General features: G+C 67.8%; 17 protein-coding genes. 2 read left to right on the plus strand and 15 right to left on the minus strand.

Translation table 11 applies throughout. The annotated features are described in order from the left end of the window. Positions 1 to 1,708 (plus strand): ATP-binding cassette domain-containing protein (locus CV1CTNOD_RS02365; RefSeq protein WP_131784547.1); only part of this gene is annotated, 1,708 nt, incomplete at its 5' end. 158 nt (positions 1,709 to 1,866) lie between these two features. Continuing rightward, entirely contained in the window at positions 1,867 to 2,940 is a 1,074-nt protein-coding gene (locus CV1CTNOD_RS02370; protein WP_242606305.1) for a ParA family protein, read from the plus strand. A gap of 274 nt (positions 2,941 to 3,214) precedes the next feature. Here CV1CTNOD_RS02370 and CV1CTNOD_RS02375 read toward each other — a convergent pair whose 3' ends face one another. From CV1CTNOD_RS02375 to CV1CTNOD_RS02445, 15 genes are all read right to left on the minus strand, one after another. Next, positions 3,215 to 4,222 carry a DUF2889 domain-containing protein gene (locus tag CV1CTNOD_RS02375; RefSeq protein WP_207386139.1) on the minus strand — a complete coding sequence of 336 codons (1,008 nt, stop codon included), beginning with the start codon at positions 4,220 to 4,222 and terminating at the stop codon, positions 3,215 to 3,217. Between the two features lie 178 nt (positions 4,223 to 4,400). Further along, on the minus strand, positions 4,401 to 5,378 hold the full coding sequence (locus CV1CTNOD_RS02380) for a metallophosphoesterase (RefSeq protein WP_131784526.1): 978 nt from the start codon (positions 5,376 to 5,378) through the stop codon (positions 4,401 to 4,403). Between the two features lie 131 nt (positions 5,379 to 5,509). After that, positions 5,510 to 6,097 (minus strand): DUF1353 domain-containing protein, encoded by a 588-nt coding sequence (locus tag CV1CTNOD_RS02385; RefSeq protein ID WP_131784527.1) that lies wholly within the window; start codon positions 6,095 to 6,097, stop codon positions 5,510 to 5,512. A gap of 87 nt (positions 6,098 to 6,184) precedes the next feature. Continuing rightward, complete coding sequence (gene glgA, locus CV1CTNOD_RS02390) at positions 6,185 to 7,360, minus strand: glycogen synthase (RefSeq protein WP_131784528.1); 1,176 nt, start codon at positions 7,358 to 7,360, stop codon at positions 6,185 to 6,187. 117 nt (positions 7,361 to 7,477) lie between these two features. Beyond that, positions 7,478 to 8,716 (minus strand): glucose-1-phosphate adenylyltransferase, encoded by a 1,239-nt coding sequence (glgC, locus tag CV1CTNOD_RS02395; RefSeq protein ID WP_131784529.1) that lies wholly within the window; start codon positions 8,714 to 8,716, stop codon positions 7,478 to 7,480. Positions 8,717 to 9,175: 459 nt separating this feature from the next. Continuing rightward, on the minus strand, positions 9,176 to 11,269 hold the full coding sequence (locus CV1CTNOD_RS02400; RefSeq protein ID WP_207386140.1) for an ArnT family glycosyltransferase: 2,094 nt from the start codon (positions 11,267 to 11,269) through the stop codon (positions 9,176 to 9,178). A gap of 213 nt (positions 11,270 to 11,482) precedes the next feature. Further along, entirely contained in the window at positions 11,483 to 11,800 is a 318-nt protein-coding gene (locus CV1CTNOD_RS02405) for an antibiotic biosynthesis monooxygenase family protein (RefSeq protein ID WP_131784530.1), read from the minus strand. A gap of 57 nt (positions 11,801 to 11,857) precedes the next feature. Next, positions 11,858 to 12,880 carry an amidohydrolase family protein gene (locus tag CV1CTNOD_RS02410; RefSeq protein WP_131784531.1) on the minus strand — a complete coding sequence of 341 codons (1,023 nt, stop codon included), beginning with the start codon at positions 12,878 to 12,880 and terminating at the stop codon, positions 11,858 to 11,860. A 16-nt stretch (positions 12,881 to 12,896) separates the two neighbouring features. After that, complete coding sequence (locus CV1CTNOD_RS02415; protein ID WP_131784532.1) at positions 12,897 to 14,054, minus strand: nucleotide disphospho-sugar-binding domain-containing protein; 1,158 nt, start codon at positions 14,052 to 14,054, stop codon at positions 12,897 to 12,899. A 34-nt stretch (positions 14,055 to 14,088) separates the two neighbouring features. Then, entirely contained in the window at positions 14,089 to 14,649 is a 561-nt protein-coding gene (locus CV1CTNOD_RS02420; protein ID WP_131784533.1) for an ester cyclase, read from the minus strand. Next, positions 14,646 to 14,951, minus strand: coding sequence for an antibiotic biosynthesis monooxygenase family protein (locus CV1CTNOD_RS02425; protein WP_131784534.1), 306 nt, complete (start codon positions 14,949 to 14,951; stop codon positions 14,646 to 14,648). Before CV1CTNOD_RS02425 ends, CV1CTNOD_RS02420 begins: the two co-directional genes overlap by 4 nt. Next, positions 14,951 to 15,688: an SDR family NAD(P)-dependent oxidoreductase gene (locus tag CV1CTNOD_RS02430; protein ID WP_131784535.1), complete on the minus strand. Its 738-nt coding sequence runs from the start codon at positions 15,686 to 15,688 to the stop codon at positions 14,951 to 14,953. Before CV1CTNOD_RS02430 ends, CV1CTNOD_RS02425 begins: the two co-directional genes overlap by 1 nt. 18 nt (positions 15,689 to 15,706) lie before the next feature. After that, positions 15,707 to 16,963 (minus strand): beta-ketoacyl synthase N-terminal-like domain-containing protein, encoded by a 1,257-nt coding sequence (locus tag CV1CTNOD_RS02435; RefSeq protein ID WP_131784536.1) that lies wholly within the window; start codon positions 16,961 to 16,963, stop codon positions 15,707 to 15,709. Then, a complete protein-coding gene (locus CV1CTNOD_RS02440) occupies positions 16,960 to 18,240 on the minus strand; it encodes a beta-ketoacyl-[acyl-carrier-protein] synthase family protein (RefSeq protein ID WP_278043851.1) in 1,281 nt (426 codons plus the stop codon). Before CV1CTNOD_RS02440 ends, CV1CTNOD_RS02435 begins: the two co-directional genes overlap by 4 nt. Before the next feature lie 53 nt (positions 18,241 to 18,293). Continuing rightward, on the minus strand, positions 18,294 to 18,722 hold the full coding sequence (locus CV1CTNOD_RS02445) for a cupin domain-containing protein (protein ID WP_131784538.1): 429 nt from the start codon (positions 18,720 to 18,722) through the stop codon (positions 18,294 to 18,296). Positions 18,723 to 18,920 lie beyond the last annotated feature (198 nt).

Consider the following 18,920-nt stretch of genomic DNA (forward strand, 5'->3'; position numbering starts at 1 on the left):
GGCCGGCGCCAAGCAGCTTATGCACGACGTCACGTTCCGCCTGCCGGCCCGGTCGTTGCTCGGTGTGGTCGGTTCGAGCGGTGCGGGCAAGTCGACGTTACTCAACGCACTCACCGGGTTCCGCCCGGCAGATGCCGGCGTGGTCCGCTACGCCGGTCGGGATCTCTACGCCGAATACGACGAGCTGCGTCGCCGGATCGGTTATGTCCCGCAGGCCGACCCGCTGCACGGCCAGCTCACCGTCCGTCAGGCCCTGGAGTGCGGCGCTGAGCTGCGCTTTCCCGCGGACACGACAGCGGACGAGCGGCGCAGCCGGGTCGCTGATGTCATTACCCAGCTCGGGTTGCGTGACCATGCCGACACGCCGGTGAGCAGGCTGTCGGGAGGGCAGCGCAAACGGACCAGCGTTGCTCTGGAGCTGCTGACCCGTCCGACCCTGCTGTTCCTGGACGAGCCCACCTCCGGCCTCGATCCGGCGAACGATCAGTCGGTGATGGAGGCACTTCACGGGCTCGCCCGCGGCAGCGACGGCGGGGACGGCGCCGTGGGCGAGGGCCGCACGGTGATTGTAGTCACTCATAGTGTCTTGTTCCTTGATTTGTGTGACTACCTGCTGGTGCTTGCTCCTGGTGGCCACGTGGCCTATTTCGGTCCGAGCGCGGGCGCGCTGCGGTTCTTCGGCAAGAAGGACTTCAAGGAGTTCGTGGCCGTCTTCCGGGAGCTGGAGGCGACCCCGGGTGACGTTCTCGCCGCCCGCTTCCGCGCGTCCGAGTACTACGTCCCGTCCGCCGTTGTCGCGCCGGTCGTGCGCCGTCCGCCCGCGCTGCTGCCGAGTATCCGCCAGCAGCCGGTGTCGGCGCAGCTGTCGACGCTGATCAGGCGGTACCTGCGGGTTGTGTTCGCCGATCGCTCCTATCTCCGGCTGATCCTCGCGTTCCCGTTCCTGCTCGGGATCATCCCACGGGTCATCCCGGCGAAGGACGGTCTCGTGGCGCTGCGGGAACCCAACCCGGACGCGACCAAGGTGCTGGTCGTGCTCGTGCTGTGCGCGTGCTTCATGGGGATGGCGAACTCCGTGCGTGAGATCGTCAAGGAGCGGCCGATCTACCGGCGTGAGCGCACGATCGGCCTGTCGCGCACCGCCTACCTCGGTTCGAAGATCGTGGTTTTAACCGGGATCACCACCTGCCAGTGCGTGGTGTTCACCTTGATCGGCTTACTGGGGCGCCTACCGGCCGATGCCGTACTGCTCGGGTCACCGCTTGCGGAGTGTCTGATCGCGGTGATCGTGGCAGCGCTGTCGTCGATGATGATCGGGTTGCTCGTGTCGACGCTGGTGGACAACGCCGACAAGACCATGCCCGTACTCGTGCTGGTCACCATGGCCCAGCTCGTGCTGTCCGGAGGCTTGGTGTCGGCGGTGGGACGACCCATGCTGGAACAGGTGAGCTGGATCGCGCCGGCTCGCTGGGGTTTTGCCGCACTGGGTTCGACCGCGGACCTCAACGCGGTCGCCAAGCTCGGCCGCGTGGGGCCCCGGGGCGATCCACCGGACCCGCTGTGGGACCACAGTAGGACCACCTGGCTCCTCGACGTTCTCGCGGGCGTGGGGGTGGGTGTCGTCGTGCTGGCACTGACCGCGTACATGATCCGCCGGATCGAACCGAAGGTCAGCCGGCGCAGGACGATCGTGGATCCGCCATCCTAGAGGTGGCGAATCCGCGATCGGGCTGATTCTGCGCGTGACCGGAGGGTCGAAGACGGTGCGGATGTCGGCTCATAGGCACGTCCCGGGCTGTCATCATGATCGGTGGTGCACGCTATCGTGTCAGATCATCTGGTCGGAGATCTCACCGCGACGGCCCCGTGCCGGTGAGGGTAGGCGGGGGAACAACGTTGGCGCACATCATCTCGACGATCAACCTCAAGGGAGGCGTCGGCAAGACGACGATCACCGCGGCACTGGCGGAGATCCTGGCGGGGGAGCATGGCAAGCGGGTACTGATCATCGATCTGGACCCGCAGACGAACCTGACCATTTTCATGATCGGCGAAGTGCGTTGGCAGGAGCTCAACGATTCGGGCCGGACGCTTGCGACGCTCTTCCGCGACGCGGTGGACCCGGGGCCGGCCGGGAGCCTCTTCGACATCGACCTGGCGTTGCAGCGGGACGTCTCCCCGGTGGGAAGCGTCACGCAGGTCGACATGCTGGCCTCCTCGCTGGACCTCATCGACCTGCAGGACAGGCTGTTGCCGCCAGCCGGGGGCCTCGTCCACAATCCGGTCGAGCTGCTGCACCGGCAGATCGAGAAGGTCGCCGATGACTACGACTACATCCTTGTGGACTGCCCGCCGAACCTCAGCGTGCTCACCCTGAACGGGCTGCGAATCTCGCACGGCTATATCGTCCCGACGATTCCGGACGTCATGTCCACGTACGGAATTCCGCAGATACGGTCCAGGATCCAGAAGTTCGCCATGAGCGTGGACCGCCCCATCCCCGCCGTCGGCCTTGTCATCAGCAAGTATCGGGCGAGCGTCTCGCTGCACCGGCAGACGGCCGATTATCTGGCCCGGTCCGCAAAGGAAACCGGCCTGCACGTGTTCGACTCCAGGATCCCGGATTCGACGGAGATCGCGGAGGCTGCGGAGTTCAACGACTGGGGCACCCTGCGGCAGCGGTACGGCTACCACCGCCACTACGATGCGCTCGCCGCGCTCGCGGTCGAGTTCATGGCCGCCGTTGAAGTAGGACTTGCCGACCAGCGGCTTGCGGTTGGTGTTGAAGGCCGAGTTGGTCGGGTCGATCCGGCCGGGGCTGACGCTGAGGTTCACCCGATCGGCGGGATTGCCGGTGTCGGAGACGGCCACCGCGGTGGTGGAGCCGCCGGGTGTGCCGGAGGCGAAGGTGAGCCCGCACGGGGCGAAGGGCAAGAATGATCTATGAACGGGCTCCTGGCCGACAATGCGTGGGCAACGAGATGAGCCCGTCATCTCTATCGAGCGGACGGTGTTGATTTCTATCGGGTAAAGGCCACGATCAGCGGACGGGTGAATGAACTTCTGTCGCGGCGGAAACGATGCTTCTCGGTCCGGCAACCGGGCTTCTCGGTCTGGTAACCGGTCGTCGATGACGGCCCGCGCTGACCGCTAGGTTCTGTCCGCAGGGCCTCCAAGCGCACGAAAAACCCATGATCGCGCGCTCTTTGGTCAGCTAGGACAGCAGCGGGAGCAGGGCGTGAACGTCGGCGAGCGCACGGAGCTGGTCGGTGAGGTGGGTGCAGGTCGTCGGTCCGGTCAGGGCGGTGCGTAGCCCGTCGCGCAGTCCCACCAGACGCTGACCGACCACGCGGCTGACGCTCGCCACGGCGAGCGGGCAGTCCGGACCCGGCAGGACATGGGGTGTCGCATCCGTTGAGCGGACTGTCCCGGTGGCGAGGTCGACCGTGGCGTTGACGGCATATTCGTGGATGATCGACTCCGAGCCGTCCGGCTCGCAGTAGGTGTCCCTGAAGAGCCCTTCTACCACGGCCTCGCCCGGCTGCGGCCCGGGTGACACGTCGATCCTGCGCCGTCGCCGGATGCTCCCCGGCGGGAGCGGCGCTGTCACGTGCCAGCCCAACGGATCGCTGCTGTCGTCCAGCGGTGGAGCGGTCGCTCCCCTGCCCATGAGAGCGGATCGATCTTCACGGTTGGCGACGTCCATCTTGCCGCCGGCCACCCAGCCGGCACAGACGTTGACGGGTGGCATGGTGGCGGTCGTCGGTTGCTTTCCGATCGCGCGGGCGATGGCCGAACCCGAGATCAGTGTGACCACGGGTACTTCGTCGAGAAGCAGCCCGAGCAGGGTACCTTCGGCGGTCAGGCGTGGCATAGCCTGGTCCAGCGCGGTGCGGAAACCCGCACCGGCCCGGGCGCCCAGAAGTGAGTCGCTGTCTGCTATCGCCGGATCACAGTGGACTCCGGTCACCGTCCGCCCACCGAAATAGTCGATCGTGACCCGGGTGCTGGCCTCGGCCACGACCTCCGCATTGCCCTCTGACGTCGGGTGGTCCGAGGCCGTGCGCAGATCGCGGGCCCTGCCGACGAGCACGAGCGGGCTTTCGACGTTGTCCGGGCACAGGGCGTCAACCGTGCTGGTACGGCGCACCGAGCCCGGGATGCGAGGTGGCGTGTCCGTGGTCGGTCCGACCGGGGAGAGCCACTGGAGAACGTTCGTCACTCTTCCAAGGGTTACCACCGGTGAACCGCTGAAGGCTCTACGGTAGGCCGTTCGGGCTGAGGAAGTCGGCAATGTCACGTCCTCCGTGACATCTCCGCGGTCGCCGACCCGTTACCCGGTGGCACTTAACCACCGAGTAACTCGGGGACTGGGTCTCCCGGACCTGGCGGTCGGTCCGTCAGGTGGTTGTCACCGTCTGCGTCGTCCACGAGAAGACATTCGGTGTGCGTGGGTTCGCGGTGACCCGCAACCACTGCGTGGCGGTGTCGCCGAAGGTCTCCAGCCGGGTCAGGTTGGGCACCCCGGCATAGGCCGGTTCTACCTCGTAGATGTGCTCGTCGCCATGCACGAGCAGGACCGGCTTGCCGTAGCTGCGCGACCGTTCGGTGATGCGCTGGCGGATCTCGGCGAAGCCCGGGGTCTCGGTGGGCTCGGCCTGCATCAGCAGGAGCACACCGGGAGCGTGGGTGCGCTCGGCGGTGGCAAAAGCGGTGTCGATCCAGTCGAGCGCGGCGGCCCTGCGCGCCTCGAACTCGGCCAGCCGCAGATCCGGCCGGTCCCCGCCGGGCAGCTGCGACCATGGCGCCAGGTCGTTCTCGCTGCCGACGACGTGCACGGTGGCGAAGACGACCCGGTTCCGGGTGAAGAGGACATTTTCGCGGTACTCGCGGTGGCGCTGGTCGGATGCCTGTGTCGCCACCCTCAGCTGGTGACGGCCGAGGGTACGGCCCGGGTCCGGGAAGAACACCCGACGGACCGCGTCCAGACGCTCGGTGGGCAGGTATCCGCCGGCAGCCGTACGGTGGCAGTCGGTCCATTCGTTGTCACCAGGTGTCAGCACGAACGGATCGTCGAACGTGCCGAACAGCTGTGCCAGATCGGCGAAGCGGGCGTCGTCGCAGGTGGACGAGCCGTTCTTGACGTCGCCGGCATGCAGCACGAAGCGTACGTCCGTATCGGCGTTGATGGTGTCGACCAGATTCGGGAAGACAGCGCGCTGAGCGTCACCGTAAGGAGTGTCGCCCAGCAGGGCGAAGGTGACCGCGGATCCGTCGGGGCCGGCGTCCCTGGGCGTGGCGATGGCGGTGCCGGCCGGGACGAGTCCCGCGGCCACAGCGGTCGCGGCAAGGGCCACTGCTAACAGGTGTCGTCGCATGGGACGACTCTCGACACCTTCGGCCACCGGCCGGTGACGGCAGTTCGGCCACCGGGCAACGCCCGGTCGACAAGCGCGGTGCACGAACACCCACTGGCCGTCCCGCACCGGCCGTGGAAGATGCGGAATCTCTACAACGGCGTCCACCGGAATGACGGAGGGTTGATCTTTTTTACCGGTTCCCCGGTCGATGTCCGCCTGCCGCCGATTTTCAGGAGCAGGAAGGCGAGGGATTCGGCGAGGTAGAAGACGAGGAGCGCGGTCAGGACGACGCAGCCGGGGATCAGGACGAAGAGAAAACCGGGAAGGGTGACGGCGACGAGCGCGGCGAGCTGCCCGAACCCCGGGCGCCACAGGGTGGACAGCCCCGATTTCCGGACGCCGGCGAGCCGCACCGCCGCCCACATGAGCCACCGCCGTAAGAAGGCCACATCGAGTTCACGCATTGCCCGGCGGAAGATCCCGTCCGCGTCGGCGCGGTCGAAGTCGCCGGCGTCGGCCAGTTTCCACAGCCAGTCGTGCAGGACGGCCGCCTTGGTGTAACGCCCGTATGTGGGTACCAGCCAGGTGAGGAAGCGTGGGACCGACGCGAAGTCGGTCTCAAACCCCTTCGGCACGGTGAAGACCTGTTCTTTTCCCTCGTAGATGACGGGTTCCAACAGGCGCCAGCGGACGTCGTCGATCTCTTCGACGAAGATCCTGTCGCTGAGAAAGGGCATGTGTCCATCGTCGTTCGTTCCGCAGGGGTGGGGGTGAGGACCGGGCAGGCCCGGACGATAGCCGGAGCCAGGAGCGCGACCGGAGGGTCAGGAGGATGGCCGGAGCCGGGCAGGGGACAGGAGGGATTCGTACAGCCGGGCGGTCTTTTCGGCCACGGCCTGCCAGCCGAACTCGGCGACGGCACGGTCCCGGCCCCGCCGGCCCATCACGTCCGCGCGCACGGGGTCGCCCAGCAGCGTGTTGACGGCTTCGGCGAGCGCCGCGGGGTTCTCGGGCGGGACGAGCAGCCCGGTCACCCCGTCGTCGACGACCTCGGGGATGCCGCCGACCCGGGAGGCGACCACGGCCGTCCCGCAGGCCATGGCCTCCAGGTTGACGATCCCCAGCGGCTCGTACACCGACGGGCAGACGAAGACGGTCGCGTGCGACAGGAGCTGGATGACCTCGGGCTTGGCCAGCATTCCCGAGATCCACACGACTCCCTTGCGGGTGTCGCGCAGCCGGTCGACCTGGGCTGTCACCTCCGCCAGCAGTTCGGGGGTGTCAGGCGCCCCCGCGCAGAGCACGAGCTGTGCCCGCGGGTCGAACTCGGCCGCCGCCCGCAGCAGCACCGGCAGACCCTTCTGCCGGGTGATCCGTCCGACGAACACCACCGACGGCTGCTGCGGGTCGACGCCGTACCTGGCGAGGACGTCGGTGGCCGGATCCGGGGTGTACTCGTCGGTGTCGATCCCGTTGCCGATGACGTGCACTCTGGCCGGATCGACCGCCGGATAGGCCGACAGGACGTCCGCGCGCATGTCCCTGCTCACCGCGATGACGGCCGCGGCCGACTCGATGGCGACCCGTTCGCACCATGACGACAGCGCATAGCCACCGCCGAGCTGTTCGGCTTTCCAGGGCCGTAGCGGTTCGAGGGAGTGCGAGGTCATCACGTGCGGTATCGCGTACAGCAGGGACGCCAGATGCCCGCCGAGGTTCGCGTACCAGGTGTGCGAGTGCACCAGGTCGGCGTCTGCGGCGGCGGCGGTGGCGGACAGGTCGGCCGACAGCGTCCGCAACACCTCGCTGGCGTCCGCGAGCAGCTCCCACGGCCGGTGCGCACGCACCGTGATGCCGTCCGGGCTCGGCCTGTCGGCACCCTGGCAGTGCACGGTCAGGTCCACAAGCTGGGCCAGTTCGCGGGCGAGGTACTCGACGTGCACCCCCGCACCGCCGTAGACATCCGGTGGATACTCCCTGGTCAGCAGTGAAACGCGCATACCCGCCCTTGTGGTTGGCGACATGTGGTTGGTGACCCGGCTGGGCCCTGGGCCCTACCGGGCTCCGGACCCCGGTGGATCCGGACTCGACCTGGTCTGACCTGGCTCGCCCTGCTGTCAGCAGGTGACGGTGACGCCCTTCCCGACGACGGTCACACCCTCCGGGCTCACCGTGAACCCACGGGCACGGTCGTGCTCCTTGTCCACCCCGATCTGGGTACCTTCGGGTACGACCACGTTCTTGTCGAGGACGGCGTTGCGGACCACGGCACGCCGTCCGATCACCGTGTTGTGCATGACGACCGCGTTCTCGACCTGTGCCCACGAGTTCACCCGCACGCCCGGTGACAGGACCGAGTGACGCACCAGGCCACCAGAGATGATCACCCCGTTGCTGACGATGCTGTTGAGGGCCATGCCGGTGCGGTCCGGCTGCTCGTGGACGAACTTAGCCGGCGGCAGGGACGGGACGTTGGTCAGGATGGGCCAGTTCCGGTTGTACAGGTTGAAGACCGGGTCGACCGCGCACAGGTCCATGTGAGCGTCGAAGTAGGAGTCCAGGGTGCCGACGTCACGCCAGTAGCCACGATCCCGGTCGTTGGCCCCAGGCACGTCGTTGGCGGTGAAGTCGTAGACCTGTGCCACGCCCGCCTTGGCGAGCATCGGGATGATGTTTCCGCCCATGTCGTGGACGCTGCTGTCGTCGTCCGCGTCGGCCCGCAGCGCATCGATCAGGACGTCTGTCGAGAACACGTAGTTGCCCATGGAGGCGTACGTCTCCTCGGGGCTGTCCGGCAGGCCCGGGGGGTCGGCAGGCTTCTCCAGGAAGGCGTCGATCGTGTGGCCGTCCGCTCCGGGGCGGATCACGCCGAACTGCGTACCCGCGGCTCGCGGGACACGCAGCCCGGCGACGGTGACTCCCGCTCCGCCGGCCAGGTGCTGGTCGACCATCTGCCGGGGGTCCATCCGATAGACGTGGTCGGCGCCGAACACGACCACGATGTCCGGCTGGTCGTCGTGGACGAGGTTGAGGGACTGGTGGATGGCGTCCGCGGACCCGGTGTACCAGTGGGGGCCGAGCCGCTGCTGAGCCGGTACCGGGGTGATGTAGTTGCCGAGCAGGTTGCTCATCCGCCAGGTGGTGGTGATGTGGCGGTCCAGACTGTGGCTCTTGTACTGCGTGAGCACACAGATCCGCAGGTAGCCCGCGTTCACCAGGTTCGACAGAACGAAGTCGATCAGCCGGTAGAGGCCGCCGAAGGGAACGGCCGGCTTGGCCCGGTCGGCGGTGAGCGGCGCGAGCCGCTTGCCCGCACCCCCGGCCAGCACGACACCCAGCACTCGCGGTCTTGACATCCCAGACCTCCCGGGGTGGCGCCGATGATCGTAAGGACTGGTGGCTCCTGGCCCCGGCAATGCGACGCGATCATGCCGCGTTGCCTTCGGCCGGCCGGATACCAGCCGGGTTCGGCCGGACCGGCAGTCCCGAAGCCTAACAACGTGCAGTTGAATTCGGGTTTCGGACCATGAGCCCGCAATGACCTGTCACAACTGGGTTTACCTCCACCCTGGTGGGTGGATCACGTCGGACACTCGTGATAAAGATCATCTAGCTGGATGTTGGGATTCCGACCGTTTCTGGCATCTGCTCGTATCCATCGAGTACCCACCAGATGGGATGTCCTCACCTGCATCTCCCCACCCACCTGTCCGACCTGGGCGTCGTAGCAGGCGGGGGAGTGGGCGATCATGATTTTTTGATCTGCCCGCAGGCCCCGGCGGTTGGACTTTCCGTGGTCGGCTGTGTGTGGCCGGCTACGTGTTCGGCTTGGTCAGGTCGTAGACGGTCGTGCCTCCGATCGTGGTCTGGGTGAAGTTCTGCTGGACCCATGCGGTGATCGCGCTGACAGTGCCGCCGGAGTCGCCGCCGCGGCCCGGGCCCCCGCCACTGCCGGAGAGGAAGTAGTGGATCTTCCCGGCCTTGACGTACTCCTGGAAACGGGAAAGCGAGGGAGCCGGATCGGTTCCGTTGAAGCCACCGATGGCCATCACCGGATCACGGGTCGCGATCTGGACGCCGGCGGCGGAGTTGGACCCGACTGTGGCCGCAACCCAGGTGTAGCGCTCGGCGTCCTGCTGCAGGGCTGTAACCAGCCCGGCACTTGGCGTTCCGGCGTTGAGAAGGTTCCCGATGCCGCCGGCCCGGCTGAACATCGCCGCACCCTGCTGGCCGAAGCCGCCGCCCAGGCCTGCCGTGCCGCCCGGTGTGGTCGGGCCGCCCGGCGACATGCCCTGCGGGACGCCGCCCCCACCGAAGCCGCCCGCGCGGGGACCGACGCCGAAGCCGCCGAAGCCGCCGAAGCCGCCGAAGCTCGCGGGTCCCGCCGACGGGATGGCCCCAGTGTGGGCGGTGGAGGCTGTCTCGACCGCGTAGGCCGCGGGCCCTATGATCGTCGCCGCGATGCCGGCAGCCGCCATCACCGCGGCGGCGCGACGTGCCGGATGCGCGGGGAGCACGAGCGTGAGGATCAGCGCGACGATCGCCGTGACACCGACGACGACCACAAGCGCTCGCAGCCACGGGTGCCAGTCGGGCGTCCGGTGCAGCAGGACGTACGACCATGCGGTCGCGGCGGCGACCGCGGCCGCCAGGACCAGACAGGGCACGAGCTGGTCGTGTCTGTGCCACAGATGGACGCCGCCGACACCGACGATGGCCGCGATCGCCGGCGCAAGCGCCACAGCGTAGTAAGGGTGGATGATTCCCTCGGCGAGGCTCAGCGTGACACCGGTGACGACCAGCCAGCCGCCCCAGAGCAGGAGTGCGGCACGGGTCCGGTCGGTGCGCGGGGCGCGCCCGCACAACGCGATCACGGCCACCAGGATGATCAGCGCCGCGGGGATGAGCCAGGAGATCTGACCGCCCATCTCCGTGTTGAGCATCCTGGTCAGACCGGTCTCCCCCCAGCGGCTGCCGGTGCTCCCGCCCCCGCCGACGCTGCCGGCCTCGTTGCCGTTGAGCCGTCCGAAGCCGTTGTAGCCGAAGATGAGATTGAGGACGCTGTTGTTCTGCGACCCGCCGACATAGGGCCGGGAGTCCTTCGGCCACAGTTCCACGGCCGCCACCCACCATCCGGCGGCGACGAGCATCGCCGCCGCGGACAGGAGGAGCCGGCCGATCCTGCGTCGCAGTGATATGGGCGCGGCCACCAGATACGTGAGCGCGAAAGCCGGTACGACCAGGAATGCCTGCATCATCTTCGCGAGAAAACCGAAACCGACGAAGACGCCTGCCCAGACCAGCCAGCCGGTACTGCCCGTCTCCACCGCCCGGACGGTCGCGTAGGCGCCGAGGAGCAGAAGCAGGACGAGTAGCGCATCGGGATTGTTGAACCGGAACATCAGCACCGCGACCGGTGTCAGCGCGAATACGGCACCGGACAACAGTGCCGCGGCAGGGGAGAACCAGCGCCGGACCGTCGCGTACAGCACACCGACGGCGGCGACGCCTTCCAGCGCCTGCGGGACGAGCACGCTCCACGGGTTCAGACCGAAGATGCGCACCGAGATGTCCATCACCCACAGCGACGCCGGCGGCTTGTCCACGGTGATGAAGTTCGAGGCGTCCGAGGAGCCGAAGAACAACGCCGTCCAGCTTGACGACCCCGCCTGGACGGCGGCGGTGTAGAAGCTGTTCGCCCACCCGGACGCGCCCAGCCCCCAGATGTAGAGCACGGCTGTCCCGGCCAGGAGGGTGAGCAGGGCGGGGCGCACCCACGGAGGGTCGGCTTCCCGGCCGCGCAGGAAGCCCCGAGCCAACCCCGCACCCGGCCGCGGGACGTTGCGAGCGGCCACTCCGGCCGGGGCGGGAGGAATGCCGGCCGCCTGTTCGGGAACAGTTGTGGTCACGGCCGGATCCTCATCGTCGCTGGTCCGGGCTGGCGAAGGTCAGGAGTCACCGTCATGGGACTAATCGTGGGGTTTCAGTCTGACGCGGACCTGACGCAAGCCTGGGAGCCGACTGAGAGCGTCGAAAGTGGAGCGATCATGATTTCCCGCGCCGTGCCGCGGGCCAAGTCCCCGGGACACTGAGGCTGATGCGGGTTGGCTTGAATCCATCGGTCAGCCGACGGAGACCTCGGGTTCGAGCCGGGCTGCGAGGTTGTAGATCCGGCGTTCGAAGTTCCCGGACCAGTACGGCCTCATTGGTACGGTGATCTCCCGGTGGGCCGGTGCGGATTCCCAGGCGATGAACTGCTCCTCGCTCTCCCACTCGCTGAGCAGGAGGTAGCGGCCGGGCTTATTCCCGTCTCGCAGCAGCTCGTCCCCAAGCAGACCGGGCGTGCCCTGCATCCGTGCGGTGACCTGGGTGTAGGCGTGCTCGAACTCGTGTGCGAGCTCCGGAGCGACGCTGGCGAACACCAGGATGCGTGCGGTCATCGGTGATCCCCTTTCCTGCGGTGCGGCTACTGGTTGATCTCTGAGGGCAGGGACGGTTCAGGTGGTCGCCGGGACGGATCGCGGCGCCGCTTCCAGTCGGTGGCCGACGGTCGGGAAGAGCCGCAGCGCGTTGTCGCGGCCGATCTGCCGGAGCGCTTCGGGGTTGAGAGCGGGGTCGTTGCGCAGCGCCTGGGATGTCGCGGCAATCATCGGACCGGGCACCGCGTTGTAGTCACTGCCGTAGAGGATGCGCGAGACGCCCGCAGCGGCCAGCAGCGTGGGTGTCGCATACGGTGACATCGGTCCGGCGGTGTCGTAGTGGAACCGGCGCAGGCTGGCATGGACCGTAGCGGCGTCAAGGCCGTAACCCAGGGCAGAGCCAAGGGTGAGCCGGGCTGCCTGGTATGGCAGGAATCCTCCGGCATGCGGCAGAACAAACGATATCGCCGGGTAGCGGTCCAGTATTCCCGACATGATTATCTGGATTGCCGCCCGTGTGGTGTCGAGCATGAAATCGGCGACGAACGGTGGAAGCGGAGTCACCCCACAGGACGGCAGATTGAACGGGTGGGTGAGCACGACCGCCCGTCTCCGGTCCAGTTCGGCGAACACCGCGTCGAGTTCCGGGTCTCCCAGGTACGTCTCGCCCGCGTGGCTGCCCACGATGATGCCATCGGCGTGCAGTTCGTCGAAGGCGAACGCGACCTCGGCGAGTGAGGCGTCGGTGAATGGCAGGGGAAGGTAGGCGAGGAATCCGAACCGGGTGGGACGCTCCCGGACGATCTCAGCCAGCGATTCGTTCGCGGTCCGGGCGACCTGCACCGCCCATGCCTCGTCGCCGCCGAGGAACTCGCTGGGTATCGCTGCCGAGGCCAACCCCACCTCGATGCCGTTCGCGTCCATGGTTTCCAGCGCATCGGTGAGTTTCCAGGTCGCAAATGGCGGCCCGCCCACCGGCGGCAGGAGAGCACGGTCGACCAGCAGCTTCTTCAGCGTGGGTGGTAGCGCATGATGATGGACGTCGATATACCCGCCTGCTCGCGGGCTCTCGGGCCGGCGGCGGTGGTGATGTTCACTCATGATGGGTTCTCCCCGATCAGACCAGGGTCGAGGTGAGCTCGTGCAGGACTTCGACCACTTCGGCTGGGGTCGGCTGAGAGGCGTTCTCGGCGGCGAGTGCCGCTGCATGCTTCCGGTAACCGGGATCGGTGAGAAGTTCACGGCACGCGGCGAGGATGGCCTCCACCGTGACGTCGTCCAGGAGCTGGCGTCCCGCACCGAGAACGCTAATGCACGCGGCGTTGTCGAACTGGTCCGCGGTCTGGGGTAGAGCAAGCTGTGGCAGGCCGGCGGCGAGCGCGGTCAGCGTCGAACCGGAGCCGCCGTGGTGGACGATGAGATCACAGCTTGGTGCCACCAGGCTCAGGGGGAGCCAGCCGGCGCTGCGTACTCCCGGTGGCAGCGGTTGCCATGCGGCCGCGATCTGCTCCTCGACTCCGACGACGAGATCAGTGCCGAGGCCCGGCAGCGCGGTCGCAATCCTGGTCAGGAGCCCTCTGAAGTCCCCAGAGCCGAATCTCGGCAGGATGCTGCCGAAGGTCAGGCAGATCCGCGGCCTGTCGCGTTCGGCAAGACTCCAGTCCGGCAGTGTCGCGGGCCCGTTGTACGGGACGTAGCGCATCCGCTGGTTGCGGGAGCCGGGAGCGTGTGGGCGCTGCATGCTCGGCGGGCACACGTGCAGGTGCAGGTCGGGTTCGGGCAGCGCCGTCAGGCCGAGCCCCGACAGCTCCGCGGCGAGTTCGTCCGCAGCGGGTGGCCTGCATTCCGGCATCGTCGAGATGCCCCAGCCGTGCTCGATCCAGGGAATGCCACGAGATGCGGCCGCGAGCGCCCCCGCGTGCTCGCTGGGTTCACTGACGATGATGTCGGGACGCCACCGGTCCACGACATCCAGCGTGCGCTGCAGAGTGCGGGCGGTGAGACGTCCCCATGCCCGGCCCGCGATCTCGTGCCGCTCTGCAGCGCTCTTCGCGGGCGCCACCGGCCTTCCGTTCCGATCCTTGATCATAATCTCGGCGAAATTGAGCGGCGGTGCGGTAGGCACAGCTGGTAGCCCCGCCTCGGTGATGACGCCGGTGAAGTTCACCGGCGCGGCGACGAGAACATCGTGGCCTGCCGTCCGAAGCGCGTGCGCGAGCGGGACCATCGGAAAGAAGTGACCATGGAGTGGGACGGTGGTGAAAAGTACGCGCACGAACTGCTCCTTACGTGCGGGAACGGAATCCGGTTCAGGCGGTGAGCGCTGGGTCGCGGTCGCCGGTATCTGATCGGACCGCGCCATTACCTCCCGGCAGGCCACCGCCGAGTCCTCCAGGGTGCGGTCCCCGCACGTTCATTCCGAGCTGGCGGAGAAGGCCACGGTCATCGCGGATGGCGTCATGTTCGACGATCTTGCCGTCCGACATGCGGAACCAGTGGATGTGCCGCCAGGCCACCCGCTGGCCGACAGCCCGCACGCCCATGATCATCTCATGCGCCTCGCCTTCGACCACCAGCTTTGCCACGACGTTCTCGGCGTCCGTGACGATGCTTTCGACGTGCCAGGTCGCGGCCGGGAAGCACTGCAGCACGATCGCCAGGGTCTGAGCCAGTCCGTCCCGTCCCGGTGCGCTTCCCGGCTCCATCCTGTGATTGATCATGTCCGGCGCGAAAGCCGCCAGAGCGCCGTGGACATCTCCGCGTTCCAGCGCCCGGAAGTGGTCGAGGATCGTCTGCCTGTTGGCCACCCGCTTATCGGCGTCCGGCAGTACGGCCGTATCCCCCATGTCCGGCGACATTTCCCTGCTCACGATATTTTGTCTTCTTTCTCCACATGTAAAACAATTTCCGAAATATCCATCTGTGCGGTTTCTCGTAGCTCACGCAGGGGCGCGGTCAGGGCGTCCTGTTCGGGACTGCGCTCGAAGGTGTGAAAGGCATCCCGACTTTCCCAGTCGCTGGTGATGACGTATTCGCGCGGGCCGCCACGCAGGAGGCTCTGCCGTAGGTTGCCCGGTGTCCGGCTCGTGGCCATCGCGACCTTCTCCCAGGCGTCGGCGAAGTCCTGCTCCCGCCCGGGCAGGACCCGCATCCGCAGCGTTGCTCTGATCATCAGATTCCACCGTCGACGTGCAGGGTCGCCCCGGTGATGTAGCGGGCCGCGTCGCTGGCCAGGAAGAGTACCGCGCCCGCGATCTCCTCCGGTTGGGCGAGGCGCCCCAGAGCTGTCCTGGCTTCGGCCTGTGCCCGCCTGGCAGCGGGAAGCCCGGCCATCTGGTCGGTCTCGGTGTAGCCCGGCGCCACTGTGTTCACCCGGATGCCCCGCGGGCCGAGCTCCTTGGACAGAGACCGGGTGAGCCCCAGGACGCCGGCCTTGGAGGTCATGTACGGAGTCCGATCGGCAACTCCACGCAGTGATCCGGCTGAACCGATATTGATCACTGAAGCGTCGTTGGCCAGCAGGTCGTGGGCGGCTCGGTGGATCAGGTAGAGGCTGGTCAGGTTGGTGTCGAGCACCTGACGCCACTGGTCGAGGCCCACCTCGTGCAGGGGCAGCTGCGTTACCGTGGCGGCATTGTTGACTAGGATGTCGAGTGTGCCGTACCGGTCGCGGACGGTCTCCACCAACCGGCTCACGTCGGCCTCCACCGACACGTCAGCGCGCACCAGACGGGCGTCGGCGCCGAGCCGTTCCAGTTCGTCCACGAGCGAGGTGACCGCGTCGCTGTCGTTCACGTAGCAGGCGATCACGGAGGCTCCCTGCTGCGCGAGCGCCAGGACGACGGCTCGCCCGATCCCCCGGGATCCGCCGGTAACCAGGGCTGATCTGCCCTTGAGACCGAAGTCCATATCGTTCTCCTCGTTGGTTCAGATGGCAGGGCTGACAGCCCGCAGGATGAGCGAGCTGTTGAAGCCGCCGTAGCCCCGGGCGTTGACCATGGCAACCCGCACCGGCGTCTGCCGCGGCGCCCGGACGAGGTCGAGGCGGTATTCCGGCGCCGGGTCGTCGAGGTTGCCCACCGCCGGGATCACCCCGTCACGGATGGACAGTAGGGCGTTCACGGCCGCCAGGGCGGAGCCCCCCGCGCACATCCGCCCGATCAGGCCCTGGGGAGCGGTGACGGGAACGCGTTCGGCATGTGCGCCGAACGCGACATGGATCGCGCGTGCCTCGAGCTCGTCGAGGTCGCGGGAGCCCGCGCCGTCCGCGAAGATCACATCGACGTCGGCCGGTGTGAGGTTCGCGTCGGCAAGCGCTCGGCGCATGGCCTCGGCGTACCAGCGCGGGTCTGACGACGGGTCGCGGTGATGGTGCGCGTCGTGGGTCGCCGCGTATCCGGCGATCTCGGCGTACACCCTTGGCGCGCCGCGGGCCGCCGCGGATGCGGGATCTTCCACGACGAGCGTCGCGCCGCCCTCGGCGGGCACGTAACCGTCCGCGGACCGGTCGAACGGCTTGTAAGCGGTCCGCGGTTCACAGCTGGTGGACAGGCGCCCGCCCGTGGTCTGGCAGGTGAGCGCGTAGGGGGTGAGCCCCGCTTCGGCGCCGCCGGCGAGAACCACCGGCGTTCCGCGGCTGATGGTCCGACGTGCCTGCGCGAGGCTGTCAAGACCGCCGGCACCGTCGGAGACCACGACTCCGGATGGCCCCTTGATGCCGTGCCGGATGGAGGTCTGACCGGTGGTCGCCGCGTAGAACCAGGCAATGGACTGGTACACGCTCACGGCCTGGCGACCACGGCTCCACAGCCGCTGGATCTCACGCTGGCCGAAGTCGTTGCCACCGGATCCGGCCCCGAACACCACCGAGGTCGCATAGGGATCGTGCGCCGCCGGGTCGTAGGATGCGTCGGACAGCGCGAGCTCGGTTGCGGCCATGCCCAGCCACGTCCAGCGGTCGGTCTGCAGGACGATTCGGCCGCTGAGGTGGTCGGCGGGGTCGAATCCCTCCACCTGGCCGGCGAGCGTCGTGGCGTACCGACTGGTGTCGAAGCTGGTGATCGGCCCCACCCGCAGCTCGCCGCGCAGCGTCGAACCCCAGTGCTCCTCGGTGCCGATGCCGCTGGGGGCGATCACTCCGACGCCGGTGACAACGGGACGCCGGCCCGTACGGGTGGCGCTCACCGGGCATCCCGCCCGCGGTCGAGCACGATGGCCGACTGGAACCCGCCGAAGCCACTGCCGACCGACAGGGCCACGTTGACATCGTGGTCGCGGGCGATGTTCGGCACATAGTCCAGGTCGCATTCGGGGTCCCGGTTGGACCAGTTGGCCGTGGGCGGGACGACCCGGTTCTCGATCGCCAGGGCACAGGCTGCGATCTCGATGGCGCCGATCGCTCCCAGGGAGTGACCGACCATGGACTTGATGGAGCTCACCGGGACGTTGTAGGCGTGCTGCCCGAGCGACTTCTTGAACGCGGCCGTCTCGTGGCGGTCGTTCTGCTTGGTCCCGGAGCCGTGGGCGTTGACGTAGTCGACCATGGTCGGGTCGGTACGGCCCTGCCGCAGCGCGTCCGAGATCGCTTCGGCCATGTCGAGACCGTCGGCCTTCAGCCCGGTCATGTGGAACGCGTTCGAGCGGGCGGCGTAGCCGGTGATCTCGCAGTACACGTGGGCTCCCCGGGCCCGCGCATGCTCCAGCTCCTCGAGCACGAGCACGGCGGAACCCTCACCCATGACGAACCCGTCCCGGTTTGCGTCGAACGGCCGGGAGGCGTGTTCGGGATCGTCGTTGCGCGCTGACGTCGCGCGGATCGCGTCGAAGCAGGCGATGGAGATCGGGGACAGCGGCGCGTCCGTCGCTCCCGCGATCACGATGTCGGCCTCGCCGTCGACGATGAGCTGGTGGCCGTATCCGACCGCGTCGATCCCGGAGGTGCAGCCTGTCGAGACCACATGCGCCGGGCCGTGGGCCGAGAAGCGGCAGGCCACCTCGGTGGCCAGACAGCTTGGAACCAGAGCGTGATAAAGAAAGGACGAAGCGTATACGGGATCGACGAGCCAGTCGCGTCCGCTGTCGCTGGCGACCACGTACTCGTCCTCCAGTCGGGTGGTCGCGCCGACCGCGCTGCCCATACTGACGGCCACCACCGGAGCGCTTACGTCGGTGGCATCGCTGTCCCTGCCGAGATCCAGCCCGCTGTCGGCAACAGCCTCGGTCGCGGCCGCGAGAGCAAACTGAACAAAACGGTCGTTACGGGCGATTTCCTGCGGGGTCAGGCCGGCCGTGGCCGGGTCGAAGTCGCATTCGGCGGCTACCTGCGAGCGGAACTGAGTCGGGTCGAAGAATGACAGACGCCTGGTAGCCGTCCGGCCCTCGGTCAGGAGATCCCAGAACTCCTTGCGGACAGTGCCTCCCGGCGCGACCACGCCGATGCCGGTTATGGCCGTCCTTCTCACTTCCGGCTCCTTCATGGGGGTGTTTCTTCAGGGGTGTTTTGGGGGCGGGCAGGTCAGGGTTGCGGGTCAGGGCCCCGTGGGAGCGGTTCGGTGTCCACGTGGCCGAGCTCCGGCCGCGGCGCCAGAGGGCTCAGATGGAAGACGAGGAAGGCGGTTTCGTCGCCGTCGTTGACGATCCGGTGGCGCGTGCCGATCGGGATGAGCAGCCCATGTTCGGCGGGCAGCGCGGTGTGCTCGCCGTCGAGCCGTGCGGTGACGCGTCCGGACACGCAATACAGGAACTCCTCGGAGTACGGGTGCCAGTGCTCGGTGACGATCTCGCCGGGTTGCAGCGTCAGCGTGCCGAGGAATCCGGACTTGGCGCCCACCGTCCCGGGGGACAGCAGCGTGCGAATGTCGCCGCCGCGGCGGCGGTTGGCCGGGACGTCGTGGATGGACAGCACCTTCGGTGCGACATCCGGGCTGCTGGTTGTCAGGGTCATCGTTGTCTCCCTAAATTCCTCGGGCCTCTCGGACCTGCCTGATCGGCTTTCGGACCTCGGGTGTGGAAAGAGCATGATCATTCTGTCTTCGGTCCTGGGGCGTCTGGACGGTCGTCGCCGCCAAGGGAAGCCGCGGTTGCGGGAAGCAGCGAGAAGCTGCGGTCGCGTTACGGGGCTCGGAGCTCTGGCCGCCAGCGC

Source organism: Protofrankia symbiont of Coriaria ruscifolia (assembly GCF_900634745.1).
GTDB lineage: Bacteria > Actinomycetota > Actinomycetes > Frankiales > Frankiaceae > Protofrankia > Protofrankia californiensis.